General features: G+C 65.2%; 14 protein-coding genes. 9 read left to right on the forward strand and 5 right to left on the reverse strand.

Annotated features, from left to right (window positions below; genetic code table 11):
* Position 1 precedes the first annotated feature (1 nt).
* Positions 2–823: a mycofactocin-coupled SDR family oxidoreductase gene (locus OG976_RS24675; RefSeq protein WP_328354995.1), complete on the reverse strand. Its 822-nt coding sequence runs from the start codon at positions 821–823 to the stop codon at positions 2–4.
* A gap of 51 nt (positions 824–874) precedes the next feature.
* Here OG976_RS24675 and OG976_RS24680 point away from each other — a divergent pair, with 51 nt between their 5' ends.
* The 5 genes from OG976_RS24680 to OG976_RS24700 all read left to right on the forward strand — a co-directional run bounded on the left by OG976_RS24680 (position 875) and on the right by OG976_RS24700 (position 6,530).
* Positions 875–1,705 (forward strand): PaaI family thioesterase, encoded by an 831-nt coding sequence (locus OG976_RS24680; protein WP_328354998.1) that lies wholly within the window; start codon positions 875–877, stop codon positions 1,703–1,705.
* Between the two features lie 68 nt (positions 1,706–1,773).
* Positions 1,774–3,009, forward strand: a complete 1,236-nt coding sequence (locus OG976_RS24685) for an OB-fold domain-containing protein (protein ID WP_328355001.1) — start codon at positions 1,774–1,776, stop codon at positions 3,007–3,009.
* Positions 3,006–4,166 (forward strand): thiolase C-terminal domain-containing protein, encoded by a 1,161-nt coding sequence (locus tag OG976_RS24690; protein WP_328355004.1) that lies wholly within the window; start codon positions 3,006–3,008, stop codon positions 4,164–4,166. Before OG976_RS24685 ends, OG976_RS24690 begins: the two co-directional genes overlap by 4 nt.
* A gap of 10 nt (positions 4,167–4,176) precedes the next feature.
* The gene (locus tag OG976_RS24695; protein WP_328355007.1) at positions 4,177–4,983 is read left to right on the forward strand and encodes an enoyl-CoA hydratase/isomerase family protein; all 807 of its coding nucleotides are present in this window, start codon (positions 4,177–4,179) and stop codon (positions 4,981–4,983) included.
* Positions 4,984–5,003: 20 nt separating this feature from the next.
* Positions 5,004–6,530 carry a class I adenylate-forming enzyme family protein gene (locus tag OG976_RS24700; RefSeq protein ID WP_328355010.1) on the forward strand — a complete coding sequence of 509 codons (1,527 nt, stop codon included), beginning with the start codon at positions 5,004–5,006 and terminating at the stop codon, positions 6,528–6,530.
* A 1-nt stretch (position 6,531) separates the two neighbouring features.
* On the opposite strand, the gene OG976_RS24705 is transcribed toward OG976_RS24700, so the two are convergent.
* Positions 6,532–7,116 (reverse strand): TetR/AcrR family transcriptional regulator, encoded by a 585-nt coding sequence (locus OG976_RS24705; RefSeq protein ID WP_328355013.1) that lies wholly within the window; start codon positions 7,114–7,116, stop codon positions 6,532–6,534.
* A gap of 119 nt (positions 7,117–7,235) precedes the next feature.
* Between OG976_RS24705 and OG976_RS24710 the strand changes: the two genes are divergently transcribed.
* The 3 genes from OG976_RS24710 (at position 7,236) to OG976_RS24720 (ending at position 10,605) form a co-directional block, all read left to right on the forward strand.
* Positions 7,236–8,360, forward strand: coding sequence for a serine hydrolase domain-containing protein (locus OG976_RS24710; RefSeq protein ID WP_328355016.1), 1,125 nt, complete (start codon positions 7,236–7,238; stop codon positions 8,358–8,360).
* Positions 8,361–8,489: 129 nt separating this feature from the next.
* On the forward strand, positions 8,490–9,698 hold the full coding sequence (locus OG976_RS24715; protein WP_328355019.1) for an amidohydrolase family protein: 1,209 nt from the start codon (positions 8,490–8,492) through the stop codon (positions 9,696–9,698).
* A gap of 157 nt (positions 9,699–9,855) precedes the next feature.
* Complete coding sequence (locus tag OG976_RS24720; RefSeq protein ID WP_328355021.1) at positions 9,856–10,605, forward strand: FadR/GntR family transcriptional regulator; 750 nt, start codon at positions 9,856–9,858, stop codon at positions 10,603–10,605.
* Positions 10,606–10,638: 33 nt separating this feature from the next.
* Here OG976_RS24720 and OG976_RS24725 read toward each other — a convergent pair whose 3' ends face one another.
* From OG976_RS24725 to OG976_RS24735, 3 genes are all read right to left on the reverse strand, one after another.
* A complete protein-coding gene (locus tag OG976_RS24725) occupies positions 10,639–11,787 on the reverse strand; it encodes an acyl-CoA dehydrogenase family protein (RefSeq protein ID WP_328355023.1) in 1,149 nt (382 codons plus the stop codon).
* A 114-nt stretch (positions 11,788–11,901) separates the two neighbouring features.
* A complete protein-coding gene (locus tag OG976_RS24730) occupies positions 11,902–12,975 on the reverse strand; it encodes an acyl-CoA dehydrogenase family protein (RefSeq protein WP_328355026.1) in 1,074 nt (357 codons plus the stop codon).
* Complete coding sequence (locus OG976_RS24735) at positions 12,972–14,138, reverse strand: acyl-CoA dehydrogenase family protein (RefSeq protein ID WP_328355029.1); 1,167 nt, start codon at positions 14,136–14,138, stop codon at positions 12,972–12,974. The genes OG976_RS24730 and OG976_RS24735 overlap by 4 nt, the downstream gene beginning before the upstream one ends.
* 126 nt (positions 14,139–14,264) lie before the next feature.
* Between OG976_RS24735 and OG976_RS24740 the strand changes: the two genes are divergently transcribed.
* On the forward strand, positions 14,265–15,437 hold the full coding sequence (locus OG976_RS24740) for a thiolase family protein (protein WP_328363978.1): 1,173 nt from the start codon (positions 14,265–14,267) through the stop codon (positions 15,435–15,437).
* Position 15,438 lies beyond the last annotated feature (1 nt).

Raw genomic sequence — 15,438 nt, forward strand, 5'->3', positions numbered from 1 at the left:
CTCAGCGCGCCGAGAATCCCGCGTCGACGGGCAGTGCCACCCCGGTGACGTACCGCCCGGTGTCGCAGACGAGGTAGAGCACCGCGTTCGAGATGTCCTCGGGTTGCACCCACGGGACCGGCAGCAGGTTCTTGGTGCTTTCGAACACGCTGGGATCGGCCGCGGCGAAGAACCCCTCCATCACGGAATTCTGGATCATCGGCGTCGCGACTCCGGTGGGATGAATCGAGTTGACCCGAATGCCTTGAGGTCCAAGCCAATTCGCGAGGCTCCGCATCATGCCGACCAGGGCGTGCTTGGCGCAGGCATAGCCCAGACCGCCGCCGGCGCCATGTCCGCCGGTGCCCTTGAGGCCCTGCGTGGAACTCACCAGGACGATCGAGCCCGATCCCTTGGTGATGAGGCTGCCGACCGTCGCCTTGACCGTGTTGTAGACACCCCTGAGGTTGACGTCGATGACGTCATTGAATTGCGTCACCGAATCCTGCCCGGGGAGGCCGACCGGCGCGATGCCCGCATTCGCGATGACGATGTCGACCGAGCCCAGGTGGCTCTCGGCGTCGGCGATCACCGTCCGCAGTGCGTCGAGGTCGCGCACGTCGGCTTGTGCCGCGATGATCCGGCCGCCGACTCCGTGCACCTGCGCCACCGTCTCGGCCAGGTCGTCGGGGGTCGCCATCGGATACTCCACGGACGGGATCTGCGCGCAGATGTCGATGGCGATCACGGCCGCACCCTCACGGGCCAACGCCACGGCATGACTGCGGCCCTGACCACGAGCGGCACCGGTGATGACTGCGACCTTGCCGTCCAACGCGCCCACGAGAGACCTCCATGCTTCTGTGGATAGAGATAGATCATTACACTAACAACTGTGAGCATCGCGGATCTCGACGGTGCCGGGGCATACGACATCGATGTCCCGGACGGCATCCGTCTGCGCTTGGGCATGCGAACCTCGGAGTACGACGAGAAACGTGGTGTGCTGACGATGCACATGCTGCTCGGCGACACACGGTCTCCGCTCACCGGCGAGCACTCCTTGGGCTCGGCACTCGTCCTCGCCGACACCATCGGTTCGGCCGCCGCATTCGGGTTACGTGGCCGCGGGTGGCCGGTCACCACCGAACTCGTGCTGCACGTGGATCCCGCCTTCGCCGGTGGACCGCCGACCGCCGAGGTTGCGGCCAGCTGCGAGCTGGTGGGGGCCTCGGCATCACGGGCCCGATCCCGATACGAATTGCGGCTTGACGGCCGGGCGTTCGCCAGCGGTTCGGCAACCATGGCCTTCGTCGCCGGTGCCGAGGTGTGCAATGCCCGACCGGCAGAGTCCCTGTCCGATCCCAGGACGGCCCGCCTTGCGGAGTTGTTGGCCGTGGAGCCGGCCGAAGGGGGTGATCGAGCAGAGTTGCGTCAGCGGGTCGATCCCATGCTGCTCAACGCCACCGGCCACGTCCACGGCGGTGTCGCGGCGAGCGGTCTCGCGCTGGTCGCCGAAGCCGCCGTCAACGCTGGCGCCGGCGACGACTGTTTCCGGGTGGCGACAATCGCGGTCAACTACATCCGTCCGTTCGCCTGCGATCCCGTCGGCGGATATCGCGCGGCCGTTGTTCGTAGCGGCGCCTCGTTAGCGATCGCCGACGCCGTCGCGACCGGCGCGACCGGTAAGGATGCCGTGCTGGCCCGAGCGACGTTCTATCGCTGACGCTTGACTAAATAGATAAATGATGTAACTCTATTGCCACCTATGTACGTCTGAGGACAGGGGCATTGATGGCGGTGATCAGCGCGATCGGCACGTACCTGCCGCCGTGGGTGGTGGGCAAGCGTCGGGTCGCCGGACCGGACGAGGACGCGCTCACCATGGCGGTCGCTGCCGGCCGGGCGGCGGACCCGGGTGCGACGGCGAGCCGAGTAGTCCTGGTCTCACGTGATTTTCCGCTGCTCGAAGGTGGCAATGCCGCTGTACTACTCGCGGGCCTGTCGCTGAGCCCGGCGACTGTGGTTGCTGAGGTGCTCGGCGGCGCGGCCGCCGTCGTCGATCAGATTGCCCTCGCCGAGGCGAGCACGCTGGTCATCGCCGCCGACCACAACGCCCGTAGCTCCGCAGCTGCGGCCGTGCTCACCGGAACCGATGGCGAGGCGCCGAGCCTGTCGCCGGTCTCGCGCAACGTTCGAAGCCTGCCGCTGATCGCCCGCGGTGCCGATGGGGTTCGCCACGTCTATGTCGACCCGCGGCTGCAGCGCGAGGTCGGCATGTCGGAGACTCTGGCCCGCCTCGACCTGGCCGGCGACGACAACGTTGTGAGCGTGCTGGCCGGGGTCGCTGCGGCGCAGTTGGGCAACCGATTCGATACGTCCTCTGCCGCAGCTGATTCCACCGAATCAGCCGCTGCCGTCATTCGGCTGCTTGCCGATGCGCTCGAGGCGCGCCGCAGCGGATTGGTCATCGGCTTCGACCAGTCGACGGCGGCCATGGCCCGCCTGGATGCCGGGACATCCGATGTTCGGATCGCCCGGGACGAGGTGGATGCCGCCGAGTTGCCCAAGACCACGGTGGCCGACGGCAACGGTATTCCGATCTCACTGCCGGCCTACAGCCGCGCGTTCGAGCCCAAGCTCTACTGGGAGGCCGCGGTATTCGAGGAGAGCAAGGGCATCGACTCGACACCGGTGTTCCCACCCCGAATGCGCACCAACGACGCCGGCACACTGGTATCGGACTACACCCGGGTACCGCTGCCGCGCAGCGGATCGGTCTACACCCTGTCCACCATTCGTATCCCGGTGCCTGACCTGCCGAGCCCGTACTCCCTGGCCATCATCGCCCTCGACGGCAGCCCGCTTCGGGTGTTGCTCAAGGTAACCGGAGTGCCCGCTGGAGAGGTCCACATCGGCCAGCCCGGCGCGGTGGTGCTGAGGCGCATTGCACTGAGATCCGGCATTCCCGATTACGGATACATGTTCTGGCCCGGAAAGCTGCCCGTATCGCAGGAGGTGCCCGCGTGAGGAACGTCGCCATCGTCGGGGCCGGAATGACACCCTTTGGTGAGCATTTCGGCCTCGGTATCAAAGACCTGGTGCCCATGGCGTACGCCGCCGCTGCCGCACATGTGGACAAAGGTATCGACAAGAGCGAAATCGAGGCAGCCTGGTTCGGTGAGCTGGCCACCACCGACGGCTTCCCGTCCGGGATCCTAGCAGACACTCTCGACCTGGTCGACATTCCCGTCTCCCGTGTCGAAAATGCCTGCGCTACAGGCAATGACGCCGTACGCAACGCGACCCTGGCCATCGCCTCCGGCTTGTACGACGTGGCGCTGGTGGTCGGCGCGGACAAGGTGCGTGAGACCGCGACCAACGTGACGTTCTGGGAATGGGCGGCGTTCACCCGCGACAGCGCGTGGGACTACCCACTCGGACTGGTCGCACCGGCCAACTTCGCCTTGCATGTCAATCGCTATCTGCACGAGTCGCCCGCCACCAAGGAACACATGGCGATGATTGCGGTGAAGAACCACTTCCATGCGCTGACGAATCCCTATGCGCAATTGCGCTACGAGATCACCGTTGAGCAGGCGTTGGCCGCGCCGATGGTGGTCGACCCGTTCGGCTTGTATGACTGCACACCGCAGAGCGACGGGGCCGCCGCGTTGTTCCTGGCCGCCGAGGATGTCGTCGACCGCTACACCGACCGCCCGGTCTGGGTGCGTGGTGTCGGCCTGGGCCTCGACCGGGTCATGCACCAGCACAAGGGCGATATGACGACGTTCCCGCCCACCGTGCGCGCCGCCAAGGCGGCGATGAAGATGGCGGGTATCACCCCGAAGGACATCGACGTCGCCGAGGTGCATGACTGCTTTACCGGGGTCGAACTGATCAGCTACGAGGATCTCGGCTTCGCCGAGCGCCATCAGGCCTACAAGCTTGTCGAGTCCCGGGAGAACTACGTCGGCGGGTCGATCCCGATCAATCCCAGTGGCGGTCTGAAGGCCAAGGGGCATCCACCGGGTGCCACTGGTGTGGCGCAGTGCTTCGAGCTGTTCAATCAACTACGCGGCGACGCCGAAAATCAGGTCGATGGAGCCCGGGTGGGCCTGGCTCACAACATCGGCGGACCCACGGCCGTGGCGGCCATCACCGTTTTATCCTCGGCCAAGAACTGACAGGAGCACCATGACCACCACCGAATCCTCCACTCTCCCGGGCTACGAGGATCTCGCGCCCTCGCTTCTGGTCGAGAAGGTAGGCGCCGTGCATGTTGTGCGGATCAACCGCCCGCAGGCCTACAACGCGGTCGACGAGGCGCTTCACCATGCGATGACGAAGATCTGGCGTGTGCTGCTCAACGACGACGATGTTCGTGCGGTGGTCATCACCGGCTCCGGAAAGGCCTTCTCGGCCGGCGGCGACATGGTCATGTTCGACAGGTTGATCGAAGACCCAGTGGCCCGCGCGCAGCAGATCGCCGAGGCAAAGGTGGTCTTCACCGAGGTCATCAATTTCAGCAAGCCGCTGGTGTCGGCGGTCAATGGTCCGGCCGTTGGGCTAGGTTGCTCGATCGCCCTGCTGTCCGACCTCGTGATCATGGGCGAGAACTCGTATCTGGCCGATCCGCACGTCGCGGTCGGTCTGACCGCCGGTGACGGCGGAGCTGCGATGCTCCCGCTGCTGATCGGCCTGACCAAGGCCAAGCAGTACGTCATGCTGGGGGATCGGATCACCGCCAAGGATGCCGAGCAGCTCGGTTTGGCGATCGAGGTCGTCGCTGACGATGCGGTACTGGAGAAGGCTCTGGCGCTCGGCGAGCGGTTGGCCGCGTTGCCGGCCCAGGCGCTGCGCTCGACGAAGATCGCTATGAACATGCATCTGAGCCGTGCCGCCCTCGGGGTTCTCGAATACGCGCTTGCCGAAGAGTTCGTCTCCTTCTCCACGCCGGAGTTCCAGGAGCGCGTGGCCGCCTTCCGGTCCAAGTCGAAGTAGCGCTCCGCGAGGAGGTCTCGATGTCCGGAAACCCAGCCGCCACCCTGGGTGATCTGATCGGTGCGAACGCGCAACGATTCCCGGACACCGTGGCCTACCGGGTCGTCGACCAGTCGATCACCCATGCCGAACTTGCCTGTCGGGCAACCCGGTTAGCCTCGGCGATGGCACGGTCCGGCGTCCGGCGCCAAGACCGTGTCGTGCTGTTCGGTCAGAACAGTGTCGAGTTCTGTGAGGTGCTCGCCGCCGGGCACCTCAGCGGCATCATCATTGCGACGCCCAACTGGCGGTGGTCACTCGCCGAAGTGCGAGCCGCCATCGACCTGGTGGGACCCGTCATGGTGTTCTACGACCCCGAATACGCCGGACTCATCGCATCAGCCGTCGAGGACCTCCAACTGCCCGGCGGGACCGTATGTTTCGGAACCGACTACGAGGAGTTTCTGAACACCGGCGGTGACGAACTCCCGTTCGCCGCAAGGGCCGACGATATTGCGCTGCTGTTGTTCACCAGCGGGACTACTGGCGGAGCCAAGTGCTGTATCGAAGGGCAGCGGGAGTTCCTCGGGATCCTGCACACCATGAACAACACCATGCGCACCTGCAGCACCGACCGGGTACTGATCAACATGCCGATGTGCCACATCGGTGCGATGGCGATTGCCGGGGGAGTGCACGTAGGCGGCGGAACCGTGGTGCTGCAGCGGCAGTTCGACGTCCGAGAAGCTCTGGATATAGCTGAGCAACAACAGATTACGGTGCTGCATTTGGCACCGGTGATGCTTCAGCGCCTCCTCGGCGAAGCCGGCGCGCAGGACGCGCTGGCGACCGTGCGCACAGTTGTGTACTCGGCAGCACCGATCACGGTGCCGTTGCTTCGACGGGCGCTCGAGATGCTGCCGCAAGCGCGCTTTGTCAACATGTACGGCCAGACCGAAGGCATCGTGTCCGGACTCCCCGCAGAACTGCACACCACCGATTCGGCGCGGGAACTCGGGTCGGTCGGCTTTCCCTTTCCGGATGTGCGCGTCCGCGTCGTGGATGGCGAAGGCCGCGACGTCAAGGTCGAAGTCCCGGGTGAGATTGTCATGCAGTCGGGGACGATGTTCAGAGGCTATTGGAACGATCACTGCGCGACTCTGGACGCCGTTCGTGACGGCTGGTATCACACCGGTGATATCGGGTGCTTCGACACGCGGGGCTTGCTGCACCTGATCGACCGCAAGAAAGACGTGATCATCACCGGCGGTGAGAACGTCTACTCGCCGGAAGTCGAGAACGCCCTCAGCGGGATCGCCGGGGTAGCGGAATGCGCTGTGGTCGGTGTTCCCGATGAGCGGTTCGGCGAGGTGGTGTGCGCGGCTGTCGTGCCCACCGCCGAGACCAGCCTGACATTGGAGTCGATCGTGCAAGAACTTGCCGATGGCATGGCGCGCTACAAGATTCCACGCCGACTGGTCATCGTCGACGCGTTGCCCAGGTTGGGTAGCGGCAAGATTGACAAGAAGCGGCTACGCGCAGACCTTGCCGCCGGCAGTCTCGGATGAATCAGGACTTCGCCCGCTCGGCCGGCACTGCCGCGTAGTAGTTCAACAGAGCTTCGAGGGCCTTGATGAAGGTGGACTCGCGATGCAGCACGGCGATGTAGTCGTGGATCTCGTCGGTGGCGTGTGCGGTGGAGCTGAGCCGGAAGTTGGCGCTGTCGGCGATCAACAGCCGACCGATGAAAAGCTGGTGCACACCTGCGTAGGCCTCCTGGGCTGCGGCCGGGTCCAGCCCGGCGCGCTGGAATTGGTGCAGGCAGAACAACAACTTGGCCTTGGCATTGGGCAGCAGCTTGCTGGTCAGCACCACGCCGCTGAGACCCGGGACGCTCTGCAGGGCGCGGTAGGAGTGCGTGACGACGTAGATGATCTGCTGACGCCACTCCGCTGCGAAGGGATCTGGCAGTTCGACACGGCCGAGCACCTCATCGCCCACCATGCGCAGGACCTCGTCCTTGTCCTCGACATGGTGGTACAACGCCATCGCCGAGACGCCGAGCCGGCCCGCCAGGCTGCGCATCGTCACCGCCTCCACGCCGCCCTCGGTGAGCAGAGCCGTGGCAGCCGCGGTGATCGCCGCGCGGTCCACCGGTGCGCGTGCAGGCCGCGATTGACGAGGTGGCACAGCGCCTCCAACGGTTGACGAACAGATGACCTAGCAGCGAAAACCATACGCCCGGTGCCGATCATCGATGGATAGGAGAGCATGTGCCCGCAGAAGTCCCCGACCCCCGACGTGTCGAGCTATTGCTGGAACGCTGCCGGCTTGAGGTTGCTGACGGCACGCTGCCATCGGCTCAGGTCGCGGTGCACCATCGCGGCCGCGAGTACGCCTACGAAACATTCGGCGATGCCACCTCATCCACTCGCTACGTCCTGCAGTCTGCCGGCCGACCGATCGTCGCGGGAGTGGTGTGGAAACTGATTTCCGACGGACTGCTCGACATCACCCGCACTGTGGGCTCCTACATTCCGGAGTTCGCGAGCAACGGTAAGGACGTGGTGACCGTCGAACAGGTCCTCACGCACGTCGCGGGATTCCCCTTGGCGCCGTTGGCTTATCCGCAGATGCTGGACCGAGAGAAGCGGCTCGAAGCCTTCGAGAAATGGCGGCTCGTCTACGCGCCGGGTACTGAGTTGCAGTATCACCTCACATCGGCGGCTTGGGTGATCGGCGAGCTGTGCGAACGGCTCACGGGCGCACCGATCGCCGACTACCTCCGCGAGGTGCTATCGGGCCCGCTCGGTTTGGACAGCATCGAAATCGGGCCGCCCATCGAGCGTCAGGGCGACGTCGCGGCGTTCCTGCGGATCGACGCGGGCACCGACGCCGAACCCAACCCGTGGGGGCCGTGGTACCTGTCCCGGCCGGAGATCCTGGCCGCCGGTGAACCCAGTCATTCACTGGTGTCCACGGCACGGGACCTCGCCGGCTGGTACCAGGCACTGATGTCCTCGTCGTTGTGGCGACGTGAGGTGGTGACCGACGCGACTCGCATCAGGGTGCGGTTGCCGATCACCGGAGAACGAGGTGGTACGGCCACCGTGCCGGCGAATCAGGCGCTGTTCGTCTCGGTTGCCGGCGACGACGGTCTGGCGCGAGCATTCCTGCCGACCACCGGCAGTCCTGACACCTTCGGCCATGGCGGCGCGCCGTGTCAGATCGGGTTCGCCGATCCCGCGAACGGACTGTCGGTCGCCTTCCTGACCAACGGCTATCCGACGACCGGCTACGAGCAGGGCCGAGTGGGTCTGAACCGCATCACCAATATCGCGAACCTGGCGGCAGACCTGTTCAGCGCTTCGCGGACGTCCGGGGAAGGATACCGATGAACAATCCCGTCACCGTCGCTTACCGCGATCGGTCCGGCAGTAACCAAGCATGCGCTGTCCGGTGATATTGCCAGGAGTTGGTATACATGTATAGTTAGACCACGGGCTGATGGAAGGGACTGCTGCAGAATGGCTCTCATCGAAAGCACTGTGGGCGAATTGCCCTATCGGTTAACTGATTTCGATCAGCACTGCTACGAGGCAGAGGACTGCTTCACCCGGTTCATGCCCAAGGCCAAACAGGACACTGCGGTGCGGACCGTCATCGCACCGTCGGGCCGCAAGATCCTGCTGGCCAACGACCGCATCGTGAGTGCGTTGGAGAACGACCTCAACATGGCCTACGTGCCGGGCTCCCTCGTCGAGATGCTCAAGCAGCGGGCCTCCGGTGATGCCGCTGATGCGGACCGCTTTTACGAACCCATCCAGACCGAGTATTTGAACCGCGACGCCCGGCTCAAGCAGCTCGACGAACAGCAGATCGAGCGCGCCATCATGTATCCCGGTGGATGGGCGTTGATGGCCGAGCAGTACCTAGATGGTCTCGACCCGCTGTACGACAACATCGAAGCGTTCAACCGGTGGATCGACGAGGACTGGGGCTTCAACTACCGCGGTCGCATCTACGCCCCGGCGCTGATGACGATGCGCGATCTGGACCGGTCCTGCGCCGAACTCGATCGTGTCCTGGCGGCGGGAGCGCGCTTCATCTACCTGCCGGCGGGCCCGGCCTACGGTCGCTCTCCCGGCGACCCGTACTTCGACCCGTTCTGGGCTCGAATCAACGAGGCGCGAGCAGTGGTGTGCTACCACATTGCCGAGTTCTACTATCAGGATCACGTTGCCGCGGACTGGGGTTGGGGGTTGACGCCACCGTTCCAGTTCTCGGCATGGCAATGGCAGAACACCTACGGTGAACGGCCGATCACCGACACGTTGTCAGCGTTGATCTTCGACAACATCTTCGGCCGGTATCCCAACATCAAGGTATTGGTCAGCGAGTTCGGGGCCGAATGGGTGCCGCACTTCATCCGACACATGGACAAGAGCCGTGGAATGGCCAGGCTCGGGCGATGGTTGGGCGGACAGCTCACCGAACGGCCCAGCACGATCTTCAAGCAACACGTCAGGGTCGTGCCCTATCCCGAGGACGACACCGTTGCCATGATCGAGAAGCTCGGCACCGATCAAACCCTGTTGATGGGCTCGGACTGGCCACATGCCGAAGGCCTTCGGGAACCGGCGGACTTCTACCGAAAAGTCGACGGTCTCGATGACACCCAACGCCGGAACTTTCTGCGCGAGAACGGAATGAAGCTAACCGACGGAGTCGGCTGAGCCTTGGCGGTAGCCGCTCGGTGACGTGCCGTTGCTGCTTGATCAGGTCCGAGGCGTCGCTCTCGAGGGCCTCGTCGCGAATGTATCGAAGACCGCCACCGGCAAAGTCATGCGCCGGATACTGCGTAATTATCCACCTAGTGGCTAGGCTTACCCGATGCCGGTTACGACCAACGAACAGCCGACCACGCGTGCCGCCAGCGTGATTGCCGAGAACCTGCGCCGACGCATCATCCGAGGTGAGCTCCAAGAGGGCGATGCCCTGCCCAGCGAGCAGGACCTGCTCGTCGAATTCGGTGTATCGCGTCCCACGCTGCGCGAAGCCATCAGGGTGCTCGAGTCAGAGTCCCTGGTCGTCGTCAAACGCGGATCCCGCGGCGGTATCGAGGTCAGCGTGCCGCGGACCGAGACCGCGGCTCACTACGCGGGACTGGTGCTCGAGTACCAGCGGGCCACCCTCGCTGACGTCTTCCAGGCCGCCGCCGCGATCGAGGCTCCCTGCGCGGGAATGCTGGCGCGGTCGCACACGCCGCAGGACATCGAACTGCTTCGCGCGGCGGTCAGTGCTGAACACGACGCCGCTGACGACCGTTTTGCGGTCCTCGGACACCAGAACGACTTTCATCGATTGATCATCGAACTGACCGGGAATTCGACATTGCGGGCGCTCACTGACGTACTGCGCCACATCATCGAGATAGCGACTCAGCGCTACACCGATATGCGGCCCGAGGAACGGCCGCAGTCCCATGAGGCCGGTACCCGCACCCATGCCAAACTGGTATCACTCATCGAGGCCGGCGATGCCGACGCCGCGGAATCGCTCTGGCGGCGCCACATCTCCGAGACTGGGGCGCGGCTGCGCAAGGCCGGCATCGCCGACTCGGTGCTCGATCTCCTCGAGTAGGCAACTACTCGAGGAGATGGGCCGGGCCTTCGGTCAGAAGCCCATTTCCCGGCCGACGATGTCCAGCATGATCTCGTTGGTGCCGCCGTAAATTCGCTGAATCCTGGAATCGCGCCACAGCCGCGCAATCTCGTACTCATTGATGTAGCCGTAGCCGCCGTGCAGCTGCAGGCACCGGTCGACGATGCGCCACTGAGTCTCGGTGCTCCACCACTTCGCACCTGCCGCCTCGTCGGAGGTCAGCTCTCCGGCGTTGACGGCCATGATGCACTTGTCGATGTACACCTGCATGACGTCGAGCTCGGTGCGCATCTGAGCCAACGCGTGCCGGTTGACCTGGAAGGTTCCGATGGCTTGGCCGAAGGCCTTGCGGTCGCCGGCATACGCGGTCGTCAGATCCAGGGCGCGCCGCGCAGCGGCCGCGGCATGGATGGCAATGCCCAGCCGTTCGGCGGGAAGGTTGCGCATCAGGTGGTAGAAGCCGCGGTTCTCCTGGCCGAGGAGGTTTGTCGCCGGAACCCGGACGTCCTCGAAGATCAGCTCTGCGGTATCGGCGGAACGTTGCCCGATCTTGTCGAGCTTGCGGCCGCGGCTGAAGCCGGGCATCCCGGTCTCGACGACGATCAGGCTGATGCCCTTGTGGGGCTTGTCGGCATCCGGGTCCGTGCGGCAGGCCACCACCACGAGATCGGCCAGCAAGCCGTTGGAGATGAACGTCTTTGCCCCGTTGACGATGTAGTCGTCACCGTCGCGACGGGCCGAGGTCTTGATGTTGGCGAGGTCGGAACCGGCTCCCGGCTCCGACATCGCGATAGCGGTGATCAGTTCGCCGGAGACATAACCGGGCAGCCAACGTTCCTTCTGCTCGTCGGTGGTGAGATCGGCGAAGTACCCGGCCAGGATGTCGTTCTGCAAACCCAATCCCAGCCCTACCGAGCCGGTGAGCCAGAACTCCTCGTTGACGATCGCGTTGAGGCGGAAATCCTTGATGCCGGCGCCGCCGTACTCTTCGGGCATCTCCCAGCCGATAAGGCCGAGTTTGCCTGCCTCCAGCCACGGTTCGCGGTCGGTGTAGCCGCGCTTCTCCCACTCTTCAGTGTGTGGGACACAGAAGGTTTCGAAGAAGGAGCGCGCCGTGGCGCGGAACTCGTCGTGCTCGGGTTCGAAGATGTCTCTGCGCATCCGGGGTGCTCCTTCTGATGTTCCGTTCACCTGCGAACAGAATAATTATCCAACTATATAGCACAGCATCCCGACGCCGCCAGGGTGCCTATTGCTGATGGGGGGTGGCTGAAATCAAAAGCTCGTACTGCGTGAAGTGACGAATTCCCAGGCAGTAGAACCTGATTCGAGGACTGCCTGGCCCAGTTCCTGCTGCCACTGCCGGGTGCCGCCGAACTCCGAACGCCATGCCAGTGCCCGGCCGGTGAAGTGCCGCAGCCGGTGGTCGAGGGTGAACCCGATGGCGCCATGTGCCTGGTGGGTGTTGCGCGAGACGATCGTGGCAGCACGGCCGGATTCGATCTTGGCCACGGCGATCGCAAAGCGGGCCTGCTCGGAGTCGAACCCGTGGACCTGGGCCATGTCGACGGCGAAATCAGCCGCCGAGCGCACCAGGCACAATGCGCTGGCGCTACCGGCTACCAGGCTCTGGACCGCCTGGAACTTGGCCAGTGGTCGTCCGAACTGGACCCGTTCACTGACGTGGCGGACCGTCATCTCCAGTGCGCGATTGAGCGCTCCACAGGTCTGCAAGGCACGGGCAAGTGCACCGCGCAGGCGGAACTCGGTGGCCAGGTCCGCATCGAGGGTCGCGAAGGTGTCGGAGTCCGTGGCGATGTCGACGTCCACACGGTCCAGCGGTTGGGCAGCGATGTCGTCTGCCTGCGAGACCGTCAGCGCGGCCGCAGGCACCGCGGTGACAAACCCGGGTCCCGCGATCACCAGGGTGTCGGCATGGCGTGCCCAGGGCACCGACTCCAGCGTGACGCCCAATCGGCCGTCGGCGGGCGCCACGGCAGTGTGCGCGGCGGTCATGACTCCGGTTGCGACCGGGAGTCCGGCGGTCTGCAGCAGCCATGAGGCCAGGAGATCGTTCTCGGCGATCGGAGCCGGCGCGGCGTGGTAGCCGAGCTGTTCGAGCACAACCGCGAGTTCGAGTAGGCCCGCGCCACTGCCGCCGTGCTCCTCGGGGGTCGACAACAGGGTCAGACCCGCCTCGGTCAGGTCCGACCACAGCTTGGGATCGAACGCGATGTCCCGGCGCTGAAGGTCCAGAACGGGTTCGGTTGCTGTGCTGCAGATGTCGTCGGTAAGACTGCGCAGTTCGGCGAGTTCGTCCGCGCTCACCGAGGGGCTCGTCATGGTCATCGCAATCCCAATCCGCGGGCCACTACACCGCTGAGTATCTCGTTGGTGCCACCGCGCAGGGTGAACCCGGGTGCATGCAGGATGGCCTCGCCCAGTAGGCGGGCAAAGGTGTCGGTGGCACCGACCGACGGTGTCGCCGAGGTAGCGGCCGCGGCGGTGTCGACGACCGCCGACTCGTAGCGGGTGCCGAGATCCTTGACGACGGCGGCCGCCACGTCGACCGACTCGTGGGCCGACAGCGCGGCGGCCAGCGAGGCCGATAGCTGGCGCAGCCCGGCCAGCTGGGACACCAGGTCACCGATATCAGCCGCGGCCGAGCCGCGCTGCCCGGCATCGTCGGTTCGGGTCGTGGTGACCAGACTGTCGAGCAGCGGCTGTGTTGACAGAATCCGTTCCGGCCCACTGCGTTCGAACCCCAGCTCGGAGGTCACCTGTCGCCAGCCGCCGCCGATCTCGCCCAGAACCATGTCGTCGGGCACGAACACCTTGTCGAGTACCACTTCGTTGAAGTGATGCCCGCCGGTCAACAACCGGATCGGGCGGATCTCCAAGCCCGGACTGTCCAGCGGGACGATGAACTGGCTGAGGCCCTCATGACGCTTGCCGTCCTCCACCGGCGCCGTGCGGGTCAGCACGAAGAATGCATGGGAATGGTGCGCACCCGATGTCCAGACCTTCGTGCCCGACAGCTGCCAGCCGCCCTCGACCCGCACCCCGCGGGTCTGGACACTGGCCAGGTCGGAGCCCGACTCCGGTTCGCTCATCCCGATCGCGAAGTAGCACTCACCGGCGGCGATGGCCGGAAGGTAACGCTGGCGCTGGTACTCGTTGCCGTGCTTGAGCAGTGATGGTGCGGCTTGCCGGTCGGCCACCCAGTGCGCGGCAATCGGTGCGCCGGCAGCCAGCAGCTCTTCGATGACCACGAACCGTTCGATGTGGCTGGCGCCATGGCCGCCGTACTGCTCGGGAATGGTCATGCCCAGGAAACCCTGCTGGGCGAGTCGACGGCTGAACGCCGGATCCCAGGACGAGATCCAGGAGTCGACCCGGGGTGTCCAGCCGAACGTCGACTGGTCGTCGGTCACGAACTGTCGCACCCGGGCCCGCAGATCCTCGGTGCCGGAGGGGAGCGGCCGGTATGGCGGCACCAATGCCACTGACAAGGGTCGAACTCCTCGATTAGACGATGGGCACCCTGTGGGCACCGCCGCGGATATGGCTAATATATTAAACTGATTGCTCCCGATCAACGATGACCCCCGTCACGGGGTGAGGAAAAGAGTGTGACCATGCGCGATGCCGTCATCACCGCCGCCGTCCGGACTCCCGTCGGCAAGCGAGGCGGTGGCCTGTCCGCGGTGCATGCAGCCGATCTGTCGGCGCTGGTGCTCAACGAACTGATCGCTCGCGCCGGGATCGCCCCGGAGGTCGTCGAGGACGTGCACTGGGGCAATGTGATCAGCCTGGGCCAGCAGTCGGGCAACGTCGGCCGGATGGCCGTCCTTGCTGCCGGCTGGCCGGAATCCATCCCCGGCTTCACCATTGACCGGCAGTGCGGCTCGTCCCAGCAGGCGATCTCGACCGCCGCGGCGACCGTGGTCTCCGGGCAGGCCGACGTGATCATCGCCGGTGGTGTCGAGATGATGTCGGCAGTACCGATGGGCGCGGCCGTCGTCCCGGGAACGGGGGAGATGGGCGGCGGTGCGGTGACGCGTTACGCCGATCGTCTGGCGAGCACCCCCGGCTTCCACGGCCGGTTCAATCAGGGTGCCGGTGCAGAGCTGATCGCTGAGGACCATGGTTTCACCCGCACCCAGCTCGACGAATACTCGGCGATGTCCCACGAACGGGCGGCGGCCGCGCAGGACGCCGGACTGTTCGTCGACGAGATCATGCCGGTCGCCACGGAGTCCGGTCCGGTCGCTGCCGACGAGGGCATCCGCCGCGGGACCACAGTGGAGAAGCTCGCCGGCCTCAAGGCGCCGTTCTTGGAGGGCGGCAAGATCACCGCGGGCAACGCGTCTCAGATCTCCGACGGCGCCGCGGCGCTGCTGATCACCACCAGCGAGCGTGCGGCCGAACTGGGTCTGACGCCGTTGGCCCGGATCCACACCGCGGTGGTGTCCGGCGCCGACCCGGTGCGGATGCTCACCGGGCCGATCCCGGCGACTGAACTCGCGCTGAAGCGTTCCGGGCTGTCGATCGATGACATCGGGGCCTTCGAGATCAACGAGGCCTTCGCCCCGGTCCCGATGGCGTGGCAGGTTGCCACCGGTGCGCCCATCGAGAAGCTGAACCCGCTCGGCGGTGCGATCGCGCTGGGCCACCCGCTGGGATGCTCGGGTGCCAGGCTGGCTACCACTCTGATACATCACATGCGCCGCAACGGGATTCGCTACGGACTTCAGTCGATGTGTGAAGGTGGCGGCACCGCCAACGCCACCATCTACGAGCTGGTGTGAC

The sequence above is a fragment of the Mycobacterium sp. NBC_00419 genome (genome assembly GCF_036023875.1).
Classification (GTDB): domain Bacteria; phylum Actinomycetota; class Actinomycetes; order Mycobacteriales; family Mycobacteriaceae; genus Mycobacterium.